18 protein-coding genes and 1 riboswitch are annotated in these 26,931 nt (G+C 69.2%); of the genes, 11 read left to right on the plus strand and 7 right to left on the minus strand.

What is annotated here, in order from left to right; all coding sequences use genetic code 11:
• Nucleotides 1-193: hypothetical protein (locus ACFDR9_RS18220; RefSeq protein WP_409031910.1), on the minus strand; the 193-nt coding region annotated here is incomplete at its 3' end.
• Nucleotides 194-335: 142 nt separating this feature from the next.
• Nucleotides 336-514: riboswitch (yybP-ykoY riboswitch) on the plus strand.
• 12 nt (nt 515-526) lie between these two features.
• On the opposite strand from ACFDR9_RS18220, the gene ACFDR9_RS18225 reads away from it, so the two are divergent.
• Together ACFDR9_RS18225 and ACFDR9_RS18230 are read left to right on the plus strand one after the other, a co-directional pair.
• Entirely contained in the window at nt 527-1,102 is a 576-nt protein-coding gene (locus tag ACFDR9_RS18225) for a TMEM165/GDT1 family protein (protein WP_017877877.1), read from the plus strand.
• 145 nt (nt 1,103-1,247) lie between these two features.
• Complete coding sequence (locus ACFDR9_RS18230) at nt 1,248-1,607, plus strand: hypothetical protein (protein WP_409031911.1); 360 nt, start codon at nt 1,248-1,250, stop codon at nt 1,605-1,607.
• Nucleotides 1,608-1,883: 276 nt separating this feature from the next.
• Here ACFDR9_RS18230 and ACFDR9_RS18235 read toward each other — a convergent pair whose 3' ends face one another.
• From ACFDR9_RS18235 to ACFDR9_RS18245, 3 genes are all read right to left on the minus strand, one after another.
• Nucleotides 1,884-10,568: a GH36-type glycosyl hydrolase domain-containing protein gene (locus tag ACFDR9_RS18235; protein WP_409031912.1), complete on the minus strand. Its 8,685-nt coding sequence runs from the start codon at nt 10,566-10,568 to the stop codon at nt 1,884-1,886.
• A gap of 346 nt (nt 10,569-10,914) precedes the next feature.
• Nucleotides 10,915-12,396: a guanine deaminase gene (gene guaD, locus ACFDR9_RS18240; RefSeq protein ID WP_409031913.1), complete on the minus strand. Its 1,482-nt coding sequence runs from the start codon at nt 12,394-12,396 to the stop codon at nt 10,915-10,917.
• A gap of 260 nt (nt 12,397-12,656) precedes the next feature.
• Nucleotides 12,657-14,783, minus strand: coding sequence for an aminotransferase class V-fold PLP-dependent enzyme (locus tag ACFDR9_RS18245; RefSeq protein ID WP_409031914.1), 2,127 nt, complete (start codon nt 14,781-14,783; stop codon nt 12,657-12,659).
• A 124-nt stretch (nt 14,784-14,907) separates the two neighbouring features.
• Between ACFDR9_RS18245 and ACFDR9_RS18250 the strand changes: the two genes are divergently transcribed.
• From ACFDR9_RS18250 to ACFDR9_RS18265, 4 genes are all read left to right on the plus strand, one after another.
• A complete protein-coding gene (locus tag ACFDR9_RS18250) occupies nt 14,908-15,387 on the plus strand; it encodes an Lrp/AsnC family transcriptional regulator (RefSeq protein ID WP_017877883.1) in 480 nt (159 codons plus the stop codon).
• Nucleotides 15,388-15,505: 118 nt separating this feature from the next.
• Nucleotides 15,506-17,542 (plus strand): methyl-accepting chemotaxis protein, encoded by a 2,037-nt coding sequence (locus ACFDR9_RS18255; RefSeq protein ID WP_409031915.1) that lies wholly within the window; start codon nt 15,506-15,508, stop codon nt 17,540-17,542.
• 93 nt (nt 17,543-17,635) lie between these two features.
• The gene (locus ACFDR9_RS18260) at nt 17,636-18,739 is read left to right on the plus strand and encodes a M48 family metalloprotease (protein ID WP_409031916.1); all 1,104 of its coding nucleotides are present in this window, start codon (nt 17,636-17,638) and stop codon (nt 18,737-18,739) included.
• Nucleotides 18,740-18,841: 102 nt separating this feature from the next.
• Nucleotides 18,842-20,677 (plus strand): DUF885 domain-containing protein, encoded by a 1,836-nt coding sequence (locus tag ACFDR9_RS18265; protein WP_409031917.1) that lies wholly within the window; start codon nt 18,842-18,844, stop codon nt 20,675-20,677.
• 27 nt (nt 20,678-20,704) lie between these two features.
• Here the strand turns inward: ACFDR9_RS18265 and ACFDR9_RS18270 are convergent, their stop codons facing one another.
• On the minus strand, nt 20,705-21,232 hold the full coding sequence (locus ACFDR9_RS18270; RefSeq protein WP_409031918.1) for a hypothetical protein: 528 nt from the start codon (nt 21,230-21,232) through the stop codon (nt 20,705-20,707).
• Between the two features lie 6 nt (nt 21,233-21,238).
• On the minus strand, nt 21,239-21,571 hold the full coding sequence (locus tag ACFDR9_RS18275; RefSeq protein WP_409031919.1) for a hypothetical protein: 333 nt from the start codon (nt 21,569-21,571) through the stop codon (nt 21,239-21,241).
• 21 nt (nt 21,572-21,592) lie between these two features.
• Between ACFDR9_RS18275 and ACFDR9_RS18280 the strand changes: the two genes are divergently transcribed.
• The 5 genes from ACFDR9_RS18280 (at nt 21,593) to ACFDR9_RS18300 (ending at nt 25,748) form a co-directional block, all read left to right on the plus strand.
• Nucleotides 21,593-21,799, plus strand: coding sequence for an NAD-dependent epimerase/dehydratase family protein (locus ACFDR9_RS18280; RefSeq protein ID WP_409031920.1), 207 nt, complete (start codon nt 21,593-21,595; stop codon nt 21,797-21,799).
• A complete protein-coding gene (locus ACFDR9_RS18285; protein WP_409031921.1) occupies nt 21,778-22,872 on the plus strand; it encodes an SDR family oxidoreductase in 1,095 nt (364 codons plus the stop codon). Before ACFDR9_RS18280 ends, ACFDR9_RS18285 begins: the two co-directional genes overlap by 22 nt.
• A complete protein-coding gene (locus ACFDR9_RS18290; protein ID WP_017877891.1) occupies nt 22,872-23,336 on the plus strand; it encodes a DUF2269 domain-containing protein in 465 nt (154 codons plus the stop codon). Before ACFDR9_RS18285 ends, ACFDR9_RS18290 begins: the two co-directional genes overlap by 1 nt.
• Before the next feature lie 175 nt (nt 23,337-23,511).
• Nucleotides 23,512-24,582 carry an SRPBCC family protein gene (locus tag ACFDR9_RS18295; RefSeq protein ID WP_409031922.1) on the plus strand — a complete coding sequence of 357 codons (1,071 nt, stop codon included), beginning with the start codon at nt 23,512-23,514 and terminating at the stop codon, nt 24,580-24,582.
• The gene (locus ACFDR9_RS18300; RefSeq protein ID WP_017877893.1) at nt 24,579-25,748 is read left to right on the plus strand and encodes a zinc-dependent alcohol dehydrogenase; all 1,170 of its coding nucleotides are present in this window, start codon (nt 24,579-24,581) and stop codon (nt 25,746-25,748) included. The genes ACFDR9_RS18295 and ACFDR9_RS18300 overlap by 4 nt, the downstream gene beginning before the upstream one ends.
• 59 nt (nt 25,749-25,807) lie before the next feature.
• On the opposite strand, the gene ACFDR9_RS18305 is transcribed toward ACFDR9_RS18300, so the two are convergent.
• Nucleotides 25,808-26,647 (minus strand): HDOD domain-containing protein, encoded by an 840-nt coding sequence (locus ACFDR9_RS18305; protein WP_026133143.1) that lies wholly within the window; start codon nt 26,645-26,647, stop codon nt 25,808-25,810.
• Nucleotides 26,648-26,931: the final 284 nt, after the last annotated feature.

Below are 26,931 nucleotides of genomic sequence, written 5' to 3' on the forward strand. Positions count from 1 at the left end.
TGAGTGGTGGGGGAAAAGGAGGACACCCGTCCCGACAGGAGATCACGTTGGTGGTTTCTGTCTGGCGGCGCTTCGGGGGGGGGGGGGGGGGGGTGTGTTGTTTTCTTCCCCCCCCCCCCCCCCCCCCCGGCGCCGGCTGGCTGGCGGCGAACGCCAGCAAAATGGATGCGGCAAGGCGGTTCAGCGAATACATATTGCGAGTCTCCAAGAGGGTCGGTACGGTGGTCGCTTGACTAAGGCAAGCGTCGGGCAGAATAGCACTTCCCTGCCCCGAATAAAACATTGCCCCCGAGACGCGCAACACGCTGGGTTTGTTGTCGAGTCTGGTATCATGCGCGCTGAACATTGGGGAGTAGTCGTCCTTCGCCCACGGCGCGGGAACCTGTATCAACATAATCGGCCCGCAGGCCGTGGTGCAGGTGGTCGTAAGACTTGACGAGACCATTGATCAAAGGGCGGCCGCATGGGCCGGAGTCGCCCTTGGATCATTGGTTAATCGTCCGGCCCGCGTACCTCTCTTATTTCCATGGAAGCTTTCTTCGTCTCCACCGGCATCGTCGCCCTCGCTGAAATCGGCGATAAAACCCAGTTGCTCGCCTTTTTACTCGCCGCCAAGTTCCGCAAGCCGCTGCCGATCGTGCTGGCCATCCTGCTCGCCACCGTCGCCAACCACGCCTTTGCCGCCGCCGTCGGCGCCTGGGTCACGTCGCTGATGGGGCCGGCCGTGCTGCGCTGGGTACTGGGGCTGTCCTTCCTGGCGATGGCGGCTTGGACCCTGGTGCCCGACCAGATCGACGAAGACGACGCCAAGCTGGCCAAATACGGCGTGTTCCTGACCACGCTGATCGCCTTCTTCCTCGCCGAAATGGGCGACAAGACGCAGGTGGCCACGGTCGCGCTGGCGGCGCGCTACGACGGCATCGTCGCGGTGGTCGCCGGCACCACCTTCGGCATGATGCTGGCCAACGTGCCGGCCGTGTACCTCGGCGAGCGCATCGCCAACCGGGTGCCGCTGCGGCTGGTGCATGGCATTGCCGCCGCCGTGTTCGCGCTGCTCGGCCTGGCCACGCTGCTGGGCGCGGGCGCCAGGCTGGGCTTGTAGCGCGAGGCTGATTATTAATCAACAATGTTGGTGTTGCCGTAACGAACGACCAACATTGTCAATTTAAAATAGAATTACGACATCGAGCAATTCGGGGCCATCGCCCGCACCGGCGCGCGCCACCGATCACTTCATAAGGATGACTATGCAATTGAATGCACAACGCGCGCTCGTGGCGGCGCTGATGGCCATCGCCGCGGCCGGCAACGCCTGCGCCGTGACGATGATTGTGAGCGAACCTTCGGCGCAGACGGCGTTCTTCGACGGCGCGCTTGCGCCCGCGCAGAGCGCCGACGACGCCGCGCCGGCCATGGCGCTGGCGCAGCAAGTCGCGGCCGATCCGTTCCAGCCGGCGCCGGCCGCCGCGCTAGCGGCGGCACAGGCCAATGAGATGGCGGAGGAACCGTCGCCCTACGAAATGCTGTTGCTGGGCGCCGGCCTGATGATGCTGGTCGGGCGCAGCGGCAAGAAAAGCGCGCCGTGGGCGCCGTCGACGGTCGCGTAAGGTTGCGGCCTGGGTGAAAAAAAAAAGCGGCATCGCGATGCCGCTTTTTTTGCGCCTGTTTTTCCTGCCGCGCCTTGGCGTCAAGGCGCCGCCGCACATACAAGCAAGGACGCCGCCCTGGGGTCCGACCCGCAGGCCGCCAGGTTGGGCTTGCGTAGGTCGGATTTGCCAAGCGTAATCCGGCGCCGCGCCGCTGCCGGCGCCTGTCGGGTTACGCCCTGGCGGGCTAACCCGACGTACGGCAACCGCGCCGACTGAACGGCCGCGGGCGGCCCTTTAACCGCGCGCCAGCAGCAGCTCGACCGCGTGCTCGCGCCCGTCGTCGAGCAAGGCGATGCTGCCGTCCGGCTGCGCCGCGCCGTCCACCGTCAGCCCAAGCGGGCGCCCACCGGCCGGCTCGACGCGGATCACGTAGACGCTGGCGCCGTGGCGGTAGCGCAGCGTGAAGCCGTCCCAGTCGGCCGGCAGCAGCGGCGCCAGCGTCAGCGCGCCCGCCTCCAGCGTCACCCCCAGCAGCGATTCAAGCACCAGCCGGTACATCCAGCCCGACGAGCCGGTGTACCAGGTCCAGCCGCCGCGGCCGACGTGCGGCGCCACCGCGTAAACGTCGGCCGCCACCACGTAGGGCTCGACCTTGTAGCGCGCGCTGCCGGCGGCGCTGCCGCCGTGGCGTACCGGGTTGATCATGCGCAGCAGTTCCCAGGCGCGCTCGCCGTCGCCCATTTTGGCGAAGGCCATCGCGGTCCAGATCGCCGCGTGGGTGTACTGGCCGCCGTTTTCGCGCACCCCCGGCACGTAGCCGCGGATGTAGCCGGGGTTCATCACGCCCTTGTCAAACGGCGGGTCGAGCAATTGCACCAGGCCGGCGTCGCGCCGCACCAGGCGGGCGTCGACCTGGGCCATCGCGCCGCGCGCCCGCGCAGGGTCGGCCGCGCCCGACAGCACGCCCCAGCTTTGCGAGATCGAGTCGATCTGGCACTCGTCGTTCAGGTGCGAACCGAGCGGCGTGCCGTCGTCGAAATAGGCGCGCCGGTACCATTCGCCGTCCCAGGCGTGCAACTCGACGTTGGCGGCCAGCTTCAGCGACTCCTCGCGGCACAGGTCGGCGAAGGTGGCGTCGCCGCGGCGCGTGGCCACGCCGGCGAAGCGTTGCAGCACCTGGTACAGGAAGAAGGCCAGCCAGACGCTCTCGCCCTTGCCGTGCTCGCCGACCTTGTCCATGCCGTCGTTCCAGTCGCACGAGCCGATCAACGGCAAGCCGTGGACGCCGAAGCGCAAGCCGTGGCGCAGCGCCCGCACGCAATGTTCGTACAGGTCGGCGCTCTGGCCGGAGCGGCCCGGCAGGTCGTAATAGGAGTCCTCGTCCGGCTTGACGGCGCGGCCTTCGAGGAAGGGCGCCACCTCGGCCAGCACCTCGGTGTCGCCGGTGGCCTCGATGTAGCGGCAGGCCGCCAGCGGCAGCCACAGGTAGTCGTCCGAGCAGTGCGTGCGCACGCCGCGGTCGGACGGCGGGTGCCACCAGTGCTGCACGTCGCCTTCGACGAACTGGTGGCGCGCGCACAGCAGCAAGTGCTCGCGCAGCAGTTGCGGCGCGGTGTGCACCATCGCCATCGCGTCCTGCAGCTGGTCGCGGAAGCCGAACGCGCCGCCGGACTGGTAGTAGCCGCTGCGCGCCCACAGGCGGCAGGCGATGGTCTGGTACATCAGCCAGCCGTTGGCCAGCACGTCGAGCGCCGGGTCGGGCGTGGCGATCTGCACCGCGCCGAGCGTGCGCTGCCAGTGCGCGCGCACCCGCGCCAGTTCGTCGCGGGCGTTGCCGGCGCCCTGGTGGCGCGCCACCAGGCTGCTGGCGTCGGCGTTGCGGCGCCCGCCGACGCCGAGCACGAAGACGATCTCGCGCTCCTGGCCCGGCAGCAGTTCGAACGGCACCTGGATCGCCGCGCACGGGTCCAGCCCGCTGCCGCACTTGCCCGACAGGCGCAGCCGGCGCAGCGCGGCCGGGTTGGCCAGGCTGCCGTTGCGGCCGATGAATTCGTTGCGGTCGCAGGTCACGCTGCGGCCGGCGCCGTCGGCGTGGAAGAAGCCGACCCGGCCCGAGAATTCGGTGTTGTAGGCGTTGCGCGCGAACAGCGCGCCGCTGACGGCGTCGACCTCGGTGACGACGTGCATGGTCGACTTGGCGCGCAGGTCGCCCAGCACCCATTCGACGTAGCCGGTGGCCGACAGGCGCCGCGGCGCCGCCGAGTCGTTGCGCACCTTCAGCACCGCGTATTTGACGGCGGCGTCCAGCGCCACGTAGGTCGTCAGTTGCGAGTGCAGGCCGGCCTCGCTGTGCTCGAACACGCTGTAGCCGAAGCCGTGCCGCGTGGTGTAGGCGCCGCTGCCGCGCGCCGGCAGCGCGCTGGGCGACCAGAATCGGCCGCTGTGCTCGTCGCGCAGGTAGAAGGCCTCGCCGCTGCCGTCCGAGACCGGGTCGTTGTGCCACGGCGTCAGGCGGAATTCATGGGCGTTCTCGTTCCAGGTGTAGGCCTGGCCGCTTTCCGAGACGACGCTGCCGAACTGGGCGTTGGCCAGCACGTTCGACCACGGCGCCGGCGTCTGCTGGCCCTGCTCCAGCGTGATCACGTATTCGGTGCCGTCGGGCGTGAAGCCGCCCTGGCCGTTGCCCAGGATCAGCGCCGGCTTGGCCGCCGGCGCTACCGGGTAGGCTTCGGCGCGCCCGTCCGGGATCAGCGGCGGCGTGCGCAGCGCAACCGGGCCGGGTCGCTTGATCTGCTCGGCCAGCGTGCCGCGGCTGTCGCTCAGCACCACCCGCGCCACCGATTGCAGCAGGATGCGGTCCTCGTTGGCGATCTGGTCGGCCAGGCGCACGAAGATGCCGCCCGGCCGGTCGATCGACTGGGCGTCGATGCCGGACGAAATCAAGCCCATGATCTGTTCGTGCAGCAGTTGCCGGTAGCCGGACTGGTCCTCGTACCAGATCACCAGGTCGACCACCAGCCCCTTCAGGCGCCAGTAGGCGTGCGCCTGCACCAGCTGGCGCGCCAACTCGATGTTGGCCGGGTCCTTGATCTGCAGCAGCACGATGGGCAGGTCGCCGGAGATGGCGTAGGCCCACAGGCCGGACTGGCCGCGCTGGTTCTTGATCAGGATGCTGGCGTCGGCCCGCAGCGAGGCGTTCGGGTAGATCACGCTGTTGGCCAGGCGGCCGTACAACTGGGCGTCGGCCTCGCTGGCGTTGAGCTGGCGCAGCACCACCTGGCTGTGGGTCCAGGCCAGTTCGAAGACGCGGTCGGCCAGGTGGCGGTCCTGGTACTTGTCGACCAGGTGCAGCGCCGCCTCGCGCGTGTCGCACACGCCGGTGACGACGTCGATGGTGGCGCACTGGTGCGGCTCCAGCGTGATGCTGTAGCGGATCGCCAGCACCGGGTCGAGCACCGAGCCCTCGGCGCCGGCCAGCGCGGCTTCGGCCAGCGGCGCGCGCAGCGCCCACGGCGCCTGGGCGTTGCCGCCGCGGCCGATGAAGGCGGCGCGGTCGGTTTCGAACGAGACCGCGTCGGCGGCCGCGTCGTGCAGGGTCATCTGGTGCAGCAACCACGGCGCCTGCTCGTCCTTCGAGCGCGGCCGGCGGCTGCACAGGATGGCGTTCTCGTCGCGCAGGATTTCGCTTTGCACGAACAGCTTGCTGAACGCCGGGTGGGCCGCGTCGGCCGCCGGCGGCGCCATCACCACTTCGCTGTAGCTGGTGATTTCGATGCGCCGGCGCCGCTCGGATTTATTCGTGATGCGGGTCCGCCGCATTTCGATGTCGTCCTCCGGCGAGACCACGATTTCGGTGTACAGGTCGAGCCCCTTGTCGGAGCGGCGGAACTCGGCGCGGCCCTCGGAGAAGATCACCTCGTGCTTCTTCGGCTCGACCAGCGTCGGCTGGTAGGTGCTGGACCAGAAGCTGCCGTCGTCGAGGTCGCGCAGGTAGCAGAAGCTGCCCCAGTTGTCGCGCGTGCCGTCCTCGCGCCAGCGCGTCACGGCCAGGTCCTTCCAACGGCTGTAGCCGGCGCCGGCGCTGGTCACCATCACGTGGTAGCGGCCGTTCGACAGCAATTGCGTCTCCGGCATGGCGCCGCTGTGCAGCGTCAGCGCGCGCATCGGCGCGCTCTGTTCGGCGGCGCCGACGCGCAAATCGGCCAGCTCGGCGCTGTTGGAGTAGAACGCGCCGACCTGCGGGGTGCGCTCCTGCAGCACCAGCAGCGCCGACTGCAGCAGCGGGTCGGACTCGAAGCGGCGCTGCATCGGCCGGTTGTGCAGCAGGTAGCTCAGGGCCAGCAGGCCCATGCCCTGGTGGTGCAACATGAACGAACGGATCACCGCGCAGCTCTGGCCGCGCGGCAGCCGCGCCGGCGTGTAGTCGACCGCCTCGTAGAAGCCGTAGCGGCCCATGAAGCCGGCCGCCTGCATGCGCTGCATGTTCTGGCAGGCCGCCTCCGGCTGCACCATCAGGCCCAGCATGCTGGCGTAGGGCGCCACCACCAGGTCGTCGGCCAGGCCGCGCTTCAGGCCCAGGCCCGGCACGCCGAAGGCGCGGTATTGGTAGTTCAGGTTGGCGTCGACGGTGTGGTAGCCGGACTCGGAAATCCCCCACGGCACGTCGCGCTGGCGGCCGTAGTCGATCTGCGCCTCGATCACCGAATGGTAGGTCTGGTCGAGCAGGGTGTACGGATAGTTCGGCATCACCAGCAGCGGCATCAGGTACTCGAACATCGAGCCGCTCCACGACAGCAGCACCGGCTGGCCGGCCACCATGCACAACTGGCGGCCCAGCGCGAACCAGTGCTCCTGCGGCAGCTGGCCCTGGGCGATGGCGACGAAACTGGCGAGGCGCACCTCGGAGGCCAGCAGGTCGTAATAGCTGGCGTCGAGGCGGCGCTCGCTGACGTTGTAGCCGATCGCCAGCAGCTTGGTGGCGGCGTTGTACAGGAAGCGGTAGTCGACCTGGGCGAAGTCGCGCGCCTGCCCGGCCAGCGCGGCCACCAGGCGCATGCGCGCGGCGGCGGCGGCGGCGCCCCGCGCCACCAGTTCGGCCAGTTGGCCGTGGCGCTGGCGCTCGTCCGGCGGCGCATCGCCGGCGCCGTCGCCGCCGGCCATGGCGGCCAGTTCGCGCAGCGTCGGCACCCGCACCAGGCTGGCGTCGAACAGATTGGTCGAGGCCAGCGCCAGCCACGGCGCCAGTTCCAGCAGCTCGGCCAGCGCCACGCGGCATTGCCGCGCCAGCGCCTCGGCCCACATTGCCAGGGCCGGGTCGTCGCCGCCCTGGGCCAGCGGCACGCAGCGCGCGGCCGCCTCGCTCGCCTGGCCCAGGTAGGCGTGCCACTCGGGCAGGTTGGATGGATACAGCGGACGCAGCGGCGCCAGGTGCTGCTGCAGCGCCTCCAGCGCCGCCAGCAGCGCGGGGTTGGCGGCCGCGGCGGCGTGCTCGCCCAGCACGCGCAGGGTGGTGGCGATGCCGTCGGCCAGTTGCGGCGCGACGATGGGGGCGTCGAGCAGCGCGACCAGGCCGGGCTGCAAGGTCAGCAGGTGGCCGGCCAGGTTGCCGCTGTCGACGGTGGAAATATACACCGGCTGCAGCGGTTGCAGGCTCTGGATGTCGTACCAGTTGTAGAAGTGGCCCTGGTGGCGCTCCAGCGCGGCCATCGAGCGCAGCGTGTTGTCGCAGCGCTGCAGCAGCTCGCCGGCGCCGATATAGCCGAAGTCGTAGGCGCTCAGGTTGGCCAGCAGCGCCAGCCCCATGTTGGTCGGCGAGGTGCGGTAGGCAACCACCGCCAGCGGATGCTCCTGCATGTTATCCGGCGGCAGCCAGTTGCCCTGCGGGCCGACGAAGGTGTCGAAAAAGGCCCAGGTCTTGCGCGCCACCGTGTGCAGGAACTGGTGCTGTTCGGCGCTCAGGCGCGCCACTTCGCGTTCGATCGGGCGGCTGATCCACCAGCCGATCGCCGGCGCCAGCATCCACAGCAACAGCAGCGCGGCGGCCAACGGGAAGGCGGACGGGCGCCAGGCCAGCAGCGCGGCGCCGGTGGCCAGCGCCAGCAGCGGCGAAGCCCACATCGCGCGCCAGTTGCCGGCTAGGCCGCTGCCGCAGCGCGCCAGCGCCGAGGCGCGCCACTCCAGCAGGTGCTGGTGCGAAAGGTTCAGGCGCCACAGCGTGCGCAGGATGGCGTCCAGGCTGAACCAGGCCTCGTAGGGCAGGAACACCAGCGTCAGCATGGCGTGCGAAAACTGCAGGCCGCAGCGGCGTTCCCAGCCCGCCAGGTGCTGGCGCCACAGCGTGTCGCGCGGCTTGCGCGCCAGGTCGTACAGCGCCGCCGCCAGCGGCGGCACGAAGATCACGCCGAACAGCGCGCCGCACCAGAAGGCCGGGTTGGGCAGCATGGTCCAGGCCAGCAGCAGGCCCAGCGTCAGCGCCGGCGCCACCAGGCTGCGGCGCAGGTTGTCGAACAGCTTCCAGCGCGACAGCGCCGACAGCGGGTTCGGCTCGCGCTTGCCGGCGCGCCCGGGCACCCGCGGCAGCAGCCAGCCGAACAACTGCCAGTCGCCGCGGATCCAGCGTTGGCGCCGGCTGACGTCGTCGCAATAGCGCGCCGGGTATTCCTCGTACAACTGGGCGTCGCTGAGCAGGCCGGCGCGCAGGTAGCAGCCCTCCAGCAGGTCGTGGCTGAGGATGCGGTTGTCGGGCAGGCGCTCGCCCAGCACGCGCTCCCAGGTGTCGACGTCGTAGATGCCCTTGCCGATGAACGAGCCTTCGTGGAAGACGTCCTGGTACAGGTCCGAGACGGTGCGGGTGTAGGGGTCGATGCCCGGCTCGCCGCCGCACAACTGCTCGTAGCGCGAGGCGTTGGCGCCCGGCAGGCTGACCGCCACGCGCGGTTGCAGGATGCCGTAGCCGGCCAGCACGCGGCGCCCGGACGGGTCCAGCACCGGCCGGTTCAGCGGATGCATCATGGTGGCGATGAACAGGCGCGCGGCGTCGCGCGGCAACTGGGTGTCGGTGTCGAGCGTGATCACGTAGCGCAGCTCGGCCAGGCCCTCGGTGTCGCCCTCGACCAGCGCGAACTTGTCGCGCGCGCCGCCGCGCATGAAGCGGTTCAGGTCGGACAGTTTGCCGCGCTTGCGCTCCTGGCCCATCCAGCAGCGCTGCTGCGGATTCCACAGGCGCGGCCGGTGCAGCAGCAGGAACGGCGCGCCGGCGCCGTCGCCGCGGTACTTGTCGTTGAGGGCGGCGACGCGCTCGCGCAGGCGCCGCAGCAGCGCGGCGTCGTCCGGCATCACCGCCTCGGGCGCGTCGGCCAGGTCGGTCAGCAGGCAAAAGCGCAGCAAGGGGTCGCGGTTGGCCAGGAAGCGCACCTCCATGCCCTCGCACAACTGGTCGACGTTGGCCTCGCTGTAGACCAGGCTGGGCAGCGCCACCACGGCGCCGGCGCCGGCCGGGATGCCGGCGCGGAAATCCATCCGCGGCAGCGGGTGCGGCGTGGTGCACAGCGTCGCCAGCCAGTTCACCAGCGCCAGCGCGAACTGGCTGGCGGCCAGCACGGTCAGCAGCGCCAGCGCCGCCAGCACCCAACCGTGCACGCCGTGGCGCACGGCGCGTTCCAGCAGCAGCGCGCTGACCACCGTGGTCAGCGCCGCCACGCTGCCCAGGTACACCGCCAGCGGCGCGGCGCGGCCGGTGCGCTGCAGCGCCTCCAGCGGCGGCAGGCGCACGCCGGCCTGTTTTTCCAGCACCAGCAAGCCGCCGCCGACCAGGTAGAAGCCGACGTGGCCGGTGCGCGGGTCGGCGCCGGCGCCGTGGTTGCGCGCCAGTTGCAGCGCCATCTCGGCGACCTCGACCTCGCTGGCCGGGCTGCGCTTGGCAATGCGTTCGATGACGTGGCGGTACTGGTCGCGGGTGGCGAAGTCCATGCTGGCGTAGACCCCGGCCGGGTCGCAGCGCAGGCTCTGCTCGACGACGCTCATCGACTCGACGAACTCTTGCCAGTCCATGGTGCCGAGGAAGCGCAGGCTGCCGATGCTGTTGGCGACCGAGACCTGGTCGCCGGCCTGCTGCTGGATCTCGTTCTGGATCTGCTGCTCGATGGTCTGGCCGCTCTCGGCCAGCCGGTGCGTGACCCAGGACAGCGCCAGCGTCAGCGCCGGGCCCTGGCCCTGCAGGCGCCGCGCCAGCTCGGCCACGAAGGCGCTGGTGATGGGCGGGTTCGAGCGCGCCATGTCGGCCACCAGCAAGATCAGGCCGCTGGGATTGCGCTCGGCGACCTCGGTCATCTGGTCGGCCCAGCTGTTGGCCAGGTCGCGCTGGCGGCGGTTGTCGGCCACCCGCGCGGCGACCCGGCGCAGGTTCTCGATCAGCGCCAGGCGCAGCATGATGGGAATCGCCCACAACTCGCCCAGGCTGAGCGTGGCGACGTCCTGGTAGGCCTCGACGAAATGGCGTAGGCTCTCCGGGTCGACCCGGCCGTCGCCGTGCGAGATGATCTCCAGCGCGATCCGGTAGACCCGCGGGCAGCCGTCGGCGCCGCCCAGGCGCGGCAATTCCTTGCTGTAGTCCTTCGGCAGGTGCCGCTTGGCGGTGCGGATCTGCTCCTCGATCAGGTAGAAGTTATCCAGCAGCCATTCGGACGCCGGCGTCACCTGGCGCCCGCCCTTGACGGCGGCGGTCAGCTCGTTGACGGTCTCGGTGATCAGGGTGGCGTTGGCGGCCAGCCGCGCCAGCAGGCGGTCGCTGCCGCCGCGCCGGCCGAGCTGGTGGCCGGCCGCCAGCGTCTTGCCGTGCGCCGCCATCTGCATCGCGCTGAACAGTTCGGAGCGCAGCGGCAGGGCGTCGTCGGCCTCGCCGCCGGCCGGCGCGGCCGCGCCGGCGGCGACGCGCCATGCGGCGAATTGATCGGCCAATCGGGTGATATATTGTTTCAACATGAACCTCGCTAGGTTCGCGCACGGGGACGCGGCACCGCCGGCACGCGCCATGGGTGCGGCGATGTTAGTTATGGAGGGGAGTTCTCTTCTGCATCCTAAGTGCCGGCACCAATCGCCACTGTGCGTTAACGAACATAAGCGGCGCATTGCAGTCACACGGGCAATAAAAAACGGTGCGACAGGCGTTTTAAGGCGGAATAGTTGGGCAGTGGAAATAGCGGGGCGCGATGTGGATTTTCGCAGGCCGGGTTTGCCCTCCGCTGTTACGCGGCGTGGGGCAAACCCGACCGGCGTCGGCGGCGGCCCGGCGTCGGCTGACGCGTTGCGCGCATCCGACCTACGACACTCAGTTCGACGAATAGTTCGTCGTGCCGCCCGTGCTGACGGCCCAGCGCTTACCCATCACATAGGTTTTTTCGACATTCCGGTCGTCGCCCAGGGTTTGCAGCACGAACAACTTGTCCTCGACGCTGGCGGCGCGCTGCATGCGCAGACGCATCAGGTCGGTGGCGTTCGGATTGACGACGATGAAGTCGGCTTCCCTGCCGGCGCGGAAGCTGCCGACCTTGTCGTCCAGGTCGAGCGCCTTGGCGGCGCCCAGCGTGGCCAGGTAAAAGGCCTTCAGCGAAGTCAGCGGATGGCGCTGGTCCGGGTTGTCCACATAGGCCTTGTGCAACTGGCTGACCTTGTAGGCCTCGCCCATGGTGCGCAGCGCCGAAAAACTGGTGCCGGCGCCGACGTCGCTGCCCAGGCCGACCTTGACCTTGTACTGCTCGGCCTTTTGCAGGTCGAACAGGCCGCTGCCGAGGAACAGGTTGGAGGTCGGGCAAAACGCCACCGCCGAGCCGGTCGCCGCCAGCGACGCGAACTCGTCGTCGCGCAGGTGCACGCCGTGGGCGTAGATCGAACGCTTGCCCGACAGGCCGAAGCCGTTGTAGACGTCGAGGTAGCCGCTGGAGGCCGGGAACAGCGCCTGCACCCAGGCGATTTCACCCTTGTTCTCGGACAGGTGGGTGTGCATGTAGACGTCCGGGAACTCCTTGAGCAGCTTGCCGGCCATCGTCAACTGCTCCGGCGTCGACGTCGGCGCGAAGCGCGGCGTCACCGCGTAACGCAGGCGGCCCTTGTTGTGCCAGCGCTGAATCAGCGCCTTGGAATCGGTGTAGGACGACAGCGCGGTGTCGAGCAGGTAGTCGGGCGCGTTGCGGTCCATCATCACCTTGCCGCCGATCAGGCGCATATTGCGCGCGCTGGCCTCCTCGAACAGCGCGTCCACCGACTGCGGGTGCACGGTGCCGAACACCAGCGCGGTGGTGGTGCCGTTGCGGGCCAGCTCGTTCAAGAACACCTTGGCGATTTTTTGCGCGTAGGCCTTGTCGGCGAACTGCTTTTCGGTCGGGAAGGTGTAGGTTTCGAGCCACTCCAGCAGTTGCTGGCCGTACGAGCCGATCATCTCGGTTTGCGGGTAGTGGACGTGGCTGTCGATGAAACCGGGCATGATCAGCTTGCCGGTGTAGTCGACCACGTAGACATAGGGGTTGGCCGCCAGCACGCTGGCGGCCGGGCCGACCGCCTTGACCTTGCCGTCGGCGCCGACCAGCAGCACGCCGTCCTCGAAATACTCGTACGGCTGCGCGCTGGTGGCCGGGTCGTCGAGGAAGTGCAGCACCGAGCCGCGGTAGGCCACGGTCTGCGACTGGCCCTGCTGTTCCTGGCTCGGACTTTGGTTCTGCGCGGCGGCCGGTAGCGGCCCCGCCATGGCGGCGGCAACGATGGCCGACAGGTACAGCGGCAAGCGTTTTTTGCTGCCTTTTTTGATACATTCCACAGGTGTCTCTCTTTCTCGTTAAAGGAATAGAAGAATTGAACCGGCGTCTCAAGACGCTCTCGTCGGACCTGAATGTACGGCAGCGGCATGGGGGCGGCATTCCAGTTCGCGCATGCCCTCCATATATAAATCGATATGCCAAAACGCCGCAGCAGGCGTATAAAAAAGATAATTTTTTCCGCTGGGAAATAAAAAACCCCAACAATACTCGGCATTGTTGGGTTTTTTGCCACAGCGCCGCGCGCCGCCGCGCCGGCGCATCAGGCGGCCAGCGCCAGCGGCGTCAGCGCGGCCTCGGCCAGCGCCATGCCGCCGCTGACATGCCAGGCGGCCGGGTAGCCAAGCCGGTGCAGGCAGGCGACCGCCTTGCCGCTGCGGTTGCCGCTGCGGCAAAAGAACACCAGCGGCACCCGCTCGCCGCGCAGCCAGTCGCCCAGGTGCGCCCCCAGGTGGCTCAGCGGTACGCTCAGCGCGGCGCGCCCGCCCAGGGTGGCGGCGGCGCCGGCCGCGTGCTCGTAGCTTTCGCGCACGTCCACCAGCAGCGCGTCCGGATGGCTGCGCAGGAAGGCGTCCAGCGCGGCCGGCTCCAGCTGGGCGCCGCTGGCGTCGACGGCGGCGACCGCGCCGCGCTCGGCGCGCAGGCTGCTGCAGACTTGGCCTTGCTCGTTGCGGCCCGGACAGAGCAAGGTGTCGAGGTCGATCGGCGCGGCGTCCAGCGCGGCCGCCGCCAGCTCGCCGGTGAAGGCGAAGCGCACCGCCGGCGGCGCCAGCACGCCGCCGGCCGCCGCCCCCAGCAGGTAGTAGGCCTGGCCGGAACCCGGCGCCACCCGCGCCAGCGCCTGCGCCCCCAGCGCCAGCGCGGCGCAGACGCTGCCGTCGCCGAGCGCAAGGCTGGCGGCGGCGGCCGGCCAGCCCAGCGCGTCGGCGCCGGCGCCGGCGGCCGGGTCGAGCCGGTCGGCCAGCTCCGCCAGCAGCGCCGCGCGCAGCGCGCCGCCGTCCCGCGGCGCGCTAGTGTGCAGCAGCGCCGCCACGCGGTAGTCGTGGCAGCGCACATACGCAACCAAGCGCCCGGCCAGCGCCGCCAGCGGGTCGATGATGACGCAACTGCGGCTGGCCGCGTCCGTCACCAACCAAGTGCAGGCGCCGTCGGCGCCGAGCTGGATAACGCCGTCGCGCGCCGGCGCCGCCGGCCCGGACGGCATCAGGCAGGCCGCCCGCAGCGCCGCGCCGCAACGCTCGATGCGCCGGCAGGCGGCGGCGATGGTGGCCGCGTCGGTGTGCGGGCCGAACGACATGCGGATCGCCGCGCCGCTGCGCCAGCGCGGCAGGCGCATCGCCTCCAGCACGTAGCTGGGCGCACTCTGCGCCGACGAGCAGGCGCTGCCGGAACTGACGCGCACGCCGGCGGCGTCGAACACGTCCAGCAGTTCCTTGCTGGCCACGCCCGGCACGGAAAAGTTCAGCGTGGTCGGCAGCGACAGTTCCAGCGGCATGTTGAAGACGATGCCGGGCAGCGCTTGGCGCAGGCTGGCCACCAGGCGCGCGCGCATCGCCGCCAGTTCGGCGTGGCTGCGGAAGGTGGCGCCGTCCTCCAGCGCCGCCAACACCGCGCCGAGGGCGGCGATGCCGGCCATGTTTTCGGTGCCGGAGCGCTGGCCCGACTCCTGGCCGCCGCCGACGATGAGCGGCGTGAACGGCGCGCCGGCGCGCACGTACAACATGCCGACGCCCTTCGGCGCGTACAGTTTGTGGCCCGAGAACGGCGCGTAGTCGATGCGCGTCGCGCTCAGATCCAGCGCCAGCTTGCCGAGCGCCTGCACGCAGTCGACCAGCCAGTAGGCGGCGCTGGCGCTGTCGGCCAGCACGGCGGCGATGCCGTCCAGGTCGGACACCACGCCGGTCTCGTTGTTGGCCGCCATGGTGCACAGCAGCGCCGTCTGGCCGGCCAGCGCGCGCAACGCCGCCAGGTCGTGGCGGCCGTCGCCGTCGACCGGCAGCGCGCGCAGTTCCAGGTCCAGCCCGAGCAGGCGGTTCCAGTGCGCCAGGCTCTCCGGCACGGCCTTGTGCTCGGTGGCGCCGTACAGCAGCAGCGTGCCGATGGCGGCGCCGCCGGCACGCCGCTCGCGCAGCGCGCACAACGCCGACAGCACGGCGGTCTGGATGCCCTCGGTGGCGCCGCTGTTGAACATCAGGCGGCCGGCGCCGGCGCCGACCACGCGGCGGGCGCGCCGTCGCACCGCCTCCAGCATGGCCTTGGCCCGCAGGCCGGTGGCGTGGGTGCTGCTGGGGTTGCCGAAGCCGAACGCCATCGCCTGCGCGGCGGCGGCGAGCGCGGCCGGCAGCACGGCGCTGGTGGCGTTTCCGTCGAGGTAGATTTCGGTCATCATGGTGTTATCTTTGCAAGTAAGTTCCATCACAGTTTAACCAGCGCCAGCCGTGAAAACATACTCATTCACCCTGCATTACCATTAAACTGTAGAACGTTTATTCTCTCGATTGCATAGCCACTATATGAATCCCCTCGATAAGTACGATTGCGCGATCCTCGCCGCGCTGCAGGCCGACGGCACCTTGTCGATCGCCGGCCTGAGCGAGAAGATCGGCCTGTCCAACACGCCTTGCTGGAAGCGCGTCAAACGGCTCGAGGAGGACGGTTACATCGAACGCCGCGTCGCCATCGTCAACCGCCAGAAGGTCGGCCTGCCGGTAACGGTGTTCGTCAGCGTGCGCACCGGCCAGCACGACGAGAAATGGCTGCGCCGCTTCGCCGCCGCCGTGATGGCGCTGCCCGAGGTGCAGGAATTCCACCGCATGAGCGGCGACGTCGACTACCTGTTGAAGGTGGTCACCACCGACATCGGCGGCTACGACGCCTTCTACAAAAAGCTGATCAAATCGGCCCAGTTGAGCGGCGTCTCGTCGGCCTTTTCGATGGAGCAGATCAAGTCCACCACGGCGCTGCCGCTGGAATTGATTTCACATAATTTGTAACGCGCCGGCGCGAACGTTGTTCTGGTGCAACGTGAGCGGATTCGCCGGATTGAACCTCGCCGCAATCGGTCTATACTGGGATTCCCCGCGCTTTGCCGCCTTCCTTCCAGGACCCTCGATGAATCTCCTGCGCCGCATGTCGATCCAAAAGAAACTGCTGCTCAGCATGGGCATGTGCCTGTTGCTGTTCCTCGCCATCTCCTCCGTGCTGAGCGTGGCCATGACGGGCCAGAACATCCGCGAGCGCGTCATCACGCTGGAGCTGCCGGCGCAGATCGGCGAGATCCGCAACGACATCCAGCGCCAGATCGCGCTGCCGCTGGCGGTGTCGCTGTCGATGGCCAACAACACCTTCCTGCACGACTGGGAAGACGGCGACCTGCCGGACGAGGGCATGCCGGCCTGGCAAGCCTACGCCAAGGCGCTCAAGGAAAAGAACAAGGCCGCCAGCGTGTTCTGGATTTCCGGCAGCAGCGGCAAGTACCTGAGCGACGCGGGCCTGGTGCGCACGCTGGAGAAGGCCAAGGCCGGCGACCAGTGGTTCTACGGCTTCCTGGCCGGCGGCAAGCCCTACACGCTCGACCTCGACAAGGACGCCAGCGCCAACACCTTCATGCTGTTCATTAACACCCGGGTCGCCACCGGCAAGGGCAAGCAAGCCGTCGCCGGCCTCGGCCTGTCGGTCGAGTCGCTGGCCGAGACCATCCGCGCCTACAGGATCGGCAAGTCCGGCTTCGTCTACCTGGTGCGCGCCAACGGCGGCCTGCTGATCCACCGCGACGCCGCGCTGGCCGACGGCAAGCACATGCTCAAGGACTTGCCCGGCTTCGACGAGAAGGTCAGCGCCGCCCTGCTGAACGGCGCCAAGTTCGCCCACACCACCTACAACGCGCCCAGCGGCAAGCAATTCGTCGCCTCGTCCTTCGTGCCGGAGCTGAACCTGTACGTGGTGGCCGAGGTGCCCGAGGCCGAAGTGCTCGACAACGTCACCAGGTCGGCCACCATCTCGGCGCTGGTGGCCGGCCTGGTCGGCGGCGGCATCGGCCTGTTCATCATCTTCCTGATCAGCCGCGCCATCGCCGCGCCGGTCAGCCGCGCCGCCCACATGCTGGAGGAGATCGCCAGCGGCAACGGCGACCTGAGCCGACGCATGACGGTCGAGTCGGAGGACGAGATCGGCGCGCTGGCCGGCGCCTTCAACCGCTTCGTCTCCTCGCTCAACGTGACCATCGGCCAGGTGCGCGAGAGCACCGGCCTGATCGCCTCGGCGTCGAGCGAAATCGCCAGCGGCAACCTGGACCTGTCGAACCGCACCGAGGCGCAGGCCTCCAGCCTGGAGGAGACCGCCGCCGCGATGGAGGAGCTGACCTCGACCGTCAAGCAGAACGCCGACAACGCCAAGCAGGCCAACCAGTTGGTGGTGTCGGCCTCCGGCTACGCCGTCAAGGGCGGCGACGTGGTCGGCCAGGTGGTCGAGACGATGGGTTCGATCACCGCCAGCTCGCGCAAGATCGTCGACATCATCGGCGTCATCGACGGCATCGCCTTCCAGACGAATATCCTGGCGCTGAACGCCGCCGTCGAGGCGGCTAGAGCCGGCGAGCAGGGCCGCGGCTTCGCCGTGGTCGCCTCCGAGGTGCGCAACCTGGCCCAGCGCAGCGCCGGCGCGGCCAAGGAAATCAAGGACTTGATCGTCGACTCGGTGGCCAAGGTCGACGCCGGCAGCAAGTTGGTCGACACCGCCGGCGCGACCATGCAGGAAATCGTCCAATCGGTGCAGCGGGTGGCCGACCTGATGGCCGAGATCGCCCACGCCAGCCAGGAGCAAAGCCTGGGCATCGGCCAGGTCAACAGCACCATCATCCAGATGGACGACACCACCCAGCAAAACGCCGCGCTGGTCGAGCAGGCCGCCGCCGCCGCGCAGTCGCTGCAAGACCAGGCCGCCAAGCTGGCGCAGGTGGTCAGCGTGTTCAAGCTGGAGGAAACGGGCCTGGCGCGGTCGACGCCAAGCGCGCCGGCGGCGCCGCGCCGGCCCGCCCCGCCACGCGCCCCGGCGGCGGCGAAAACGCCGTTGGCGGCGCCGAAGCCGCCGGCCAAGGCCAAGCCGGCGCCGTCGAGCGCCAAAACCGCCGACGAATGGGAAGAGTTCTAACCGTTGGGGGTGAAATACCAAGTGGGCACCGTCGCACCGGGTTGAAAGGGCGGGCATGGGATAATGCCCCACCCTTTTCCCCGAGCGAGCGCCATGCCCACCTTCCAAGCCCGCCTGAGCGGCGCCACTTACCCGCCGGCCGGCTCGATCGTCGGCGCCCGCTTCGAGCGCGGCCGCCTGCTGGTCGACGCCGCCGGCCTGGCGCTCGACCCGGCCGGGCTGATCGTCAGCGTCGGCGGCTTCGAACAACCCGAACTGTTCCTCAACTGGCTAGACGACAACGGCGCCCCGGCCGCGCTGCAACCGCTGGCCGCGGCCGACATCGCCACGCTGCTGGCCGACGCCCCGCCGGCCTTGCAGCCGCCATTGCAACTGTGGCGCCAGCGCGGCGGCAACCGCCGCCAGGTGTGGAGCTGGCTGGGCGCGTTGGCCGGCGGCGCCGTCCTGCTGGCGGCGCTGGCGTGGTGGCAGGCGCCGCGCGCGGCGGGCTGGCTGGCCGGGCAAGTGCCGGTCTCGGTCGAGGAAAAACTGGGCCGCCTCGCGCTGGCCCAGCTGCGCTCGCAAGGCCGGCTGCTCGACAGCGGCGCGGCGCAGCAGGCGCTGCAGCGCATCGGCGCCGAGCTGACCCGCGGCTCGCGCTACCGCTACCAATGGTTCGTCAAGCAAGACCCGACGGTGAACGCCTTCGCCATGCCGGGCGGCTACGTCGTGGTCCATTCCGGGCTGCTGCAACTGGCCGCCAACCCGACCGAGCTGGCCGCCGTGCTGGCCCACGAGGTGCAGCACATCGAACAGCGCCATTCGCTCAAGCAAATGATCGGCTCGCTCGGCTGGGGCGCCTTGCTCAGCGTGACCGTGGGCGACGTCAGCGCGGTGGCGGCGACGCTGGCGCACCAGGCCGGCGCGCTGTACTTCAGCCGCGACATGGAGGACGAGGCCGACCGGCTGGGTTTCCAGGCGCTGCTGCGCGCCAACATCAAACCGGACGGCATGCTCAGCTTCTTCCAGAAAATGGCGGAGGCGGACGCCAAGGACGGCGGCGCCGTGCTGCCGGCGTGGATCTCGTCGCACCCGGACACGGCCCAGCGCGGCGCCCGCATCCGCGCGCTGATCGCCGCCCAGCCCTGCCCGCCATGCCGGAGCGTGGACGGCGACTGGGCGGCGCTCGTCGCCAGCCTCGACGCGGGCAAAAAATAGGCCGCGGGGCCGTGCCGCGGGGCATCGAAACATTGTCCAAATTGCAGCCGATGGCGTATCCTTGCCGCCAACGTTCACCACTCCCCACGAAGGAAGCAGTTTATGACGCATCGTTTCAATGCCGGCACAATCGGCACGCTGGCCGCCGCCCTCCTTTTTAGCTGCGCCTGCGCCGGCGCCGCCCCGCCGTCCGGCGCCGTCGCGCCAAGCGCCGGCGCCGACCAGGCGCCTGCCAACGGCGCGGCCAAGGCGCGGCGACAACTGCGCGCCCTGGCCGACGAGTACTACGACGCCCAGGCCCGCTTCGACCCGCTCGGCGCCACGGAAAACGGCGACAACCGCTTCGACAGCCAGTTGGGCATGGGTATCGCGCCGGCCGTGCGCGCCAGGCAGTTCGCGTTGCTGCGCCGCTTCGCCGCGCGCCTGGCCGCGATCAAGCCGGAGCAGCTCAACGGCGGCGAGCGTATCAGCCACGACATCCTCGGCCTTGAACTGGCCAGCGCGCTGACGTTTGAAAAATTCCCCGAACACCTGCTGCCGCTGAACCAGATGGACAGCGTGCCGGTCGCGCTGGCCAACTACGCCGGCGGCGACGCCGCCCAGCCGATCAACAGCGTCCAGCAATACGACGCCTACCTGAGCCGCGTGGGACAAATGCCGGCGTGGATAGACCAGGCCATCGCCAACATGCGCCAGGGCATGCGCAGCGGCATCGTGCTGCCGAAGGCGCTGGTCGAATCGGCCCTGCCGCAGTTCCAGAAACTACGCAGCGATACGGTGGAAAAGAGCGTCTACTACACGCCGATCGGCAAGCTGCCGGCGCGCTTTTCCGCCGCCGACAAGCGCCGCCTGAGCGCCGCCTACCGCAGCGTCATCGGCGCCACGGTGTTGCCGGCGCTGGCCCGGCTGGCCACCTTCATCGAACAGGAATACCTGCCCGCCAGCCGCGACAGCAGCGGCTGGAGCGCCCTGCCCGGCGGCGCCGAATGGTATCAGGCGCGCGTCGCCAGCCAGACCACCACCGCCTTGCAGCCCGAGCAGATCCACGCCATCGGCCTGCAGGAAGTGGCGCGCATCCAGGCCCAGTTCAGCGTGCTCGGGCCGCAGCTCGGCTACGACGGTCCGGCCGCCGGCCTGCCGCTGTGGGTTGCCGCGCAGCCGAAGTTCCACCCCTTCACCACCGAGCAGGAAGTGCTGGACGTCTACCGCAAGCTCAACGTGCTGCTCGACAGCAAGCTGCCGGCGCTGTTCACGTTGACGCCGAAGGCGCCGCTGGACTTGCGCCTGGAGCCGGAACTGAGCCGCGCCACCGCCGCCGACCACTACACGCCGCCGGCGGCGGACGGCAGCCGCCCGGGCGTGTTCTGGTCGGTGGTCAACGATCCCAAGCAGTACGGCAACAGCGGCATGACCACGCTGTTCCTGCACGAGGGCAAGCCGGGCCACCATTTCCACCTGGCGCTGGTACAGGAAATGCCCTTGCCGAACTTCCGCAAATTCGGCGGCAACAACGCCTTCACCGAAGGCTGGGCGCTGTACGCCGAAACGCTGGGCAAGGAAATGGGGCTGTTCGAGAACCCGGCCGATTACGTCGGCCACCTGACCGACGAGCTGCTGCGCGCCACCCGCCTGGTGGTCGACACCGGCCTGCACGCCAAGGGCTGGACGCGCGAACAAAGCATTGCCTACATGCGCGACACGCTCGGCTACGACGCCGGCGCCAAGAGCGAAACCGAGCGCTACATGGCCTGGCCGGCGCAGGCGCTGGGCTACAAGATCGGCGCGCTGAAAATCGTCGAACTGCGCCAGCGCGCGGCCGCCGCCCTGGGTGACAAGTTCAGCCTGCCGAAGTTCCACGAAGTGGTGCTGGGCGACGGCACCCTGCCGCTGAGCCTGTTGGAAAGCAAAGTCGACCGCTGGATCGCCGCGCAGCAATAAAACCGCGCCAAGGCCGACGAGTGCCGCTTAATGCCGGGCCGCGCAGGCCGCCGGCGGCGTCCGCGCCGGCAGCCTGCGCAGCGTGGCGGCGCGAACGCCGTCGCGCACGCTCCACGCCAGCGCGAGCATGCCCAGCGCCGTCAGCAGCCAGCTGCGCCAGCCGTAATCGACCGCGACAATCGCCGCGGGCAAGCCGCGCCAGCGCCGCAACTGGCCCACCAGCAAGCTCAAAAACACGCCCAGGTTGATATACAACAACACATGGCTAAGCTGTTCGCTGACGCTCAACACCCGCGTGCGCAACTCGACGACGGCGTCGCGCGTCGTCACGCCCAACTCGGCGGCCACCAGCGCCGCCACCAGCCAGACCGGAGCGCCATGCCACTGCCACCACGCCAGGCCGATGAACAGCGCGGCGAACAGCGACTCGCGCGCGCAGTGCAGGCCTTGCTCGCGGGCGGCCCAGGCTTGCGACGGCAGGCGCTCCTTCAGCTCATGGTTCCAGAGCACGTCGAACGCGCCGATCAGCCCATGCAAGATTAGAAAATACAACATCGTCGCTCAGCGCGGCCGGTCCGCCCCCGGCAGCAGGCGCGGCAGCGCCAGGCCCAGGCCGAAGGCGGCGTACACCAGCAACAGCGAAGCGCTCGACAGGCGCTGCTCGTAGCCGGGGTGCAGCCGCTGCGGCGTCAGCTTGTAATCGACGAAGCAGGCCAGCGCCGACATCGCCGCCGCCGAGCCGAGCACCGGCACCGCGCCGCGGGCGCGCCCGCCCAACCATTTCTCGTACAGCACCGCCCACATCACCGCGCTGGCATGGTGGATCACATAGCCGGGCAGCGTGTAGCGCACGCTAGGCCGGTTCTGGCGCACCGCGCGCTGGCCCCACGGCAAACAAGCAAACGGAGTTTGTCGATGCGTATCCTGCTCACCGGAGCCAGCGGTTTTATTGGCCGCCACCTGCGCGCGGCGCTGCTGGCGGCCGGCCACACGCTGGTGTTGACCGCGCGCGGCGCCGCCGCCCATGCGCCCGAGCCGGGCCTGCGCTACATCGAGGCCGACTTCAGCCGCGACGTCGAGCGCAGGTATGGCGCCCGCGCTTGGCGCGGATCGACGCCGTGATCAACGCCGTCGGCATCCTGCGCGAACGCGGCGGCCAGCGCTTCGACGCCATCCACGCGCGCGCGCCGTGCGCGCTGTTCCAGGCGTGCGAGGCGGCCGGCGTGGCGCTGGTACTGCAAATTTCCGCGCTGGGCGCCGACGCCGGGGCGCGCAGCCGCTACCACCTGTCGAAAAAACGCGCCGACGACGTCCTGCTGGCCTTGCCGCTGCGCGGCGTCGTGGTGCAGCCGGCGCTGGTGTATGGCGACGACGGCGTCAGCGCGCGCCGCTTCACCGGCATCGCCAGCTGGCCGCTGCTGCCGCGCCTGGGCCGCGCCGAGCACACCATCCAGCCGCTGCACGTCGACGACTTGGTGGCGGCGGTGATGGCGCTGCTGGCCGAACCGCCGGCGCGCAGCGGCCGCGTCGAGCTGGCCGGGCCGGAGCCGTTGTCGCTGACCGACTTCCTGCAAACCCTGCGCGCGGCCATGGGCCTGCCGCGCGGACGCGTGCTGACGATTCCGCGCCCGCTGGTGCGCCTGGGCGCCGCGTTCGGCGCGCTGCTGCCGAACAGCCTGCTCGACGGCGAAACGCTGGCCATGCTCGAGCGCGGCAACAGCGGCAGCCCGGCGACGCTGCGCCACCTGCTGGGCTACCCGGCCCGGCCCCCGGCGCAATTCATCGCGCCCGCGGCGGCACCGCGCGTGCGCCTGCAAGCCAAACTGAGCTGGCTGCTGCCGCTGCTGCGCGCGTCGCTGGCGGCGCTCTGGCTGGGCACCGCCGCCGTTTCGCTGGGCCTGTACCCGGTGGCCGACAGTTACGCGCTGCTGGCGCGCACCGGCCTGAGCGGCACGCCGGCCAGCGTCGCCCTGTACGGCGCCGCCCTGCTCGACCTGGCGCTTGGGCTGGGCACGCTGCTGATGCGCCGCCGGCGCCGCCTGTGGCAGGCGCAGATCGCCCTGATCGTCGCCTACAGCGCCATCATCGCGTGGAAACTGCCGGAATTCTGGCTGCACCCGTACGGCCCGCTGCTGAAAAACCTGCCGCTGCTGGCCGCGCTCTGCTTGCTGCTGGAACTCGACGAAAGCCACTGATGGACTACCTGCTGGTCAAAGTGCTGCACATCCTGTCGGCCACCTTCCTGTTCGGCACCGGTGTCGGCTCGGCGTTCTATCTGCTGTTCACCAGCCTCAGCCGGGACGTCCGCGCCATCGCCGTCGTCACGCGCGCGGTGGTGCTGGCCGACTGGCTGTTCACCGCCACCACGATGGTGCTGCAACCGCTCACCGGCCTGTACCTGGCGCACCTGGCCGGCATGCCGCTGGGCAGCCGCTGGCTGGCCTGGTCGCTGCTGCTGTACGGCGTCGCGGTGGCCTGCTGGCTGCCGGTGCTGTGGCTGCAAATCCGCCTGCGGCGGCTGGCCTGCCGCGCCGCCGCCGACGGCGCCGCGCTGCCGGCCGTCTACTGGCGCTACTTCCGGCTCTGGGTGGCGCTCGGCTTTCCAGCCCTGCTGGCCTTCCTGGCCATCTTTTATTTGATGGTCGTCAAGCCAGCGTGAAGGCGGGGCCAGCCCGCGCCATGCGCGCTCAATTGATCTAGCGCAGAACCGGGCCGGCGCGGCACGTTTCCCATGCCGGCGACGGAACTGTCGCGGCCACCACGGGCCTAAACGATATGACCATTCAACGATTGGCGCTTGCGCGGCGGGACCGCGGCGTGCGCCGGGAGACATCATGCCAAACATCACCGAACATTCCCCGTCAAGCCGGAGCCGGCCCGGCTCCTGGCAATTCCCCACCTCGTCCGAAATGCCGGACGACGACGCCGACAGCGAACACGAAGCGCACGCGGCGCCCTCGCGGCGCGGCGCCGGCTATGCAGACGAGCAGCGCGGCGCCGCCGGGCAACGCGGCAACCAGCTGGCGACCGCGCTTGGCTGGCTGAGCATCGGCGTCGGCGTGGCCCACCTGCTGGCGCCGCGCGCGGTCGCCAAGGCGGCCGGCCTGCCGCCCTCGCCGCTGATGATGCGCGCCATGGGCGTGCGGGAACTGGTCTGCGGCGTCGGCCTGCTGAACCAGCCGGCCTCGCCGACATGGCGCTGGTCGCGCGTGGCCGGCGACGCCGCCGACCTGCTGATGCTGGGCGTGGCCACGCGCGCGCCGGGCAGCGCGCGCGGGCGCCTGGCCGCCACCGCCGCGGTGGTGGCCGGCGTGGCGGCGCTGGACGTGATGGCCGGCGTGCGCAGCGCCGCCCGGCAGCCGTACCGCGCCACGGCGCTGGCCGGCGGCGCCGGCGTGCCGGTGACGCAGACGGTCAGCATCAACCGCTCACCCGACGAGTGTTACCAGTTCTGGCGCGACCTGGAGCGCCTGCCGCGCTTCATGCAGCACCTCGAATCGGTGCAGCGCATCGACGAACGCCGCTCGCACTGGAAGGCCAAGGGGCCGGTCGGCAGCAGCGTCGAGTGGGACGCCGACATCACCGAGGATGTGCCGGGCCAGCGCCTAGCCTGGCGCTCGGTCGACGGCGCCGACGTCGCCAACGAGGGCGTGGTGGAATTCCTGCCGGGTCCGGGCGGGCGCGGCACCGTGCTGACGGTCGGCATGCGCTACGATCCACCGGCCGGTAAGGTCGGCGCGGTCGCCGCCAAACTGTTCGGCGAAGAGCCGTCGCAACAGATCGAAGAAGACCTGCGCCGCTTCAAGCAATTGATTGAAACGGGGGAAATCGCCACCACCAACGGCCAGCCCAGTGGACGGCGCAGCTTCCTTGCGCGCCTGTTCAACAAAGAGGTGCGACCATGAAAGCGAACTGCTGGCACGGCAAGCAAGACGTGCGCGTCGAACAGGTGCCCGACCCGAGCATTCTGAACCCGCGCGACGCGATCATCAAAGTCACCTCGACGGCCATCTGCGGCTCGGACTTGCACCTGTATAACGGCGTGGTACCGACGATGGCGCAGGGCGACATCCTCGGCCACGAATTCATTGGCGAGGTGGTCGAGCTGGGCGCCGGCGTCGACAACTTGAGCGTGGGCGAGCGTGTGGTGGTGCCCTTTCCCATCGCCTGCGGCCGCTGCTTTTTTTGCGAACAAAAAATGTTCTCGGTGTGCGAAAACTCCAACCCGAACGCCTACATGGCGGAAAAACTGTGGGGCCACTCGCCGGCCGGCATTTTCGGCTATTCCCACCTGACCGGCGGCTATGCCGGCGGCCAGGCCGAGTACGTCAGGGTACCGTACGCCGACGTCGGCCCGCTACCCATACCGGCCGGGATGAAGGACGAACAGGTGTTGTTTCTATCGGACATTCTACCCACCGGTTACATGGCGGCCGAGGCCTGCGACATCGAGCCGGGCGACGTCGTCGCCGTTTGGGGCTGCGGCCCGGTCGGCCAGTTCGCGATCCAGAGCGCCTACCTGCTCGGCGCCGAACGCGTGATCGGCATCGACCACTACCCCGAACGGCTGCGCATGGCGCGCGAGCAGTCGGGCGCCGAGACCATCAACTTCGACGAGGTCGACGTGCTCGACGCGCTCAAGCAGATGACGGGCGGACGCGGCCCCAACGCTTGCATCGACGCCGTCGGCATGGAGGCGCACGGCGCCGGCGCTGCCTACGCCTACGACCGGGTCAAGCAAGCGGTGCGGCTGGAAACGGACCGCCCGACGGCGCTGCGCGAGGCGCTGCTGGCGTGCCGCAACGGCGGCGTGGTTTCGGTGCCGGGCGCCTACGGCGGCTTCAGCGACAAAATCCCCTTCGGCGCCGTCATGAACCGTTCGCTGACCATCAAAACCGGCCAGACCCACGTGCAGCGCTACATGGCGCCGCTGCTGGAGCGGATACAAAAGGGCGAGCTGGACCCGTCGGTCATCATCACCCACCACTTGCGGCTCGACGACGCGCCGCACGGCTACGACATCTTCATGAACAAGCAGGAACAATGCATCAAAGTCGTCATGCACCCGTAACGCGTGCCGGGGGGGGGCCGGACCCTTGGGGTCTGCCCCCCGCCGCCTTTGGTTTGAAGCTACACCAGCAGCGCCGCGCACATCGACTTGACCTCCTCGTCGGACTCCTCCAGTATGCTTTTCAGCATCTCGTTATCGATGATGAAACCGATGACCGATTCCGACGGCGTCAGCATCTCCAGCGAACTCGCCTGCAAGGGCGACGCGACCGGCGCCAACTGCTTGGCCAGCAACAGGGTGTCCAGCAGGGAATCGGGCGGAATCGCCAACAAGCCGTCGCGCACCCCCTCGACGGCCGCGGCCACAGCATCGGGAATCATCAAGCGTTTCATGACCTCGTGTGAAATAACCTCCTCGGCCGACTCCATCCACCGCTCCGGCTTGCCTTGTAGTAGGCCGGGAAACTCGTCGGCGCGCGACAGCAAATAAAATCCGCCGACCTCGTGTACGATGCCGGCGAACAAAGCGGTATCGGCGTCGATGAAGGTGACGCGGCGCGCGATCACATGCGCCAACGCCGCCACGTGGGCGGTATGCTCCCACAACTGCTGGGCCATAATGCGCAAATTGGGATCGACGATCTTGCTGCCGAACTGGCGCACCACCATGGCAGCGACCAGTGAATACAGATTGCGGTAGCCGACCCGCAGCACCGCCGCCCGCACGCCGGTAAAGCCGGCTCCGCCACCGCGATTGAATACCGCCGAATTCGCCAGCGCCACCGTGCGCGCCGCCAATGCCGGATCGGCCAACACCAGTTTAATCGCCGTATCGATATGGCATTCTGGATCGGCTAGCGCCAGTTGCAACTGCAACGCCGCGTTGACGCTGGTTGGAAATACTAACTCCCCGCGCGTAGCCTGGGCGACAATGATGCCAAATGCTTCTAACCTGGTCATTTTCAAATTACCTCCGGCCCGCCGCATTGATTCATGGACTCAGGATACATTAGCGCTGACGCGACCATAACACTATTTGAAGGCGTTTTGATTTTCGACAATTAAAGATGCATCTTGCCGATTTCAGTTTGAAACGCCCCGCCGCTTTGCTCGATATTGCCCAATTCGATGTCGTCGCCCAAAACATATATTGTGACTATTCAGCCTGAGCGTACAGCGTAGAAAGTTGTTGTAAACGAATCGTGGATAACGCATCATGCGTGCATGCCACCAAAACCGCCCCG

It is taken from the genome of Janthinobacterium sp. CG_23.3 (genome assembly GCF_046115965.1).
GTDB lineage: Bacteria > Pseudomonadota > Gammaproteobacteria > Burkholderiales > Burkholderiaceae_D > Janthinobacterium.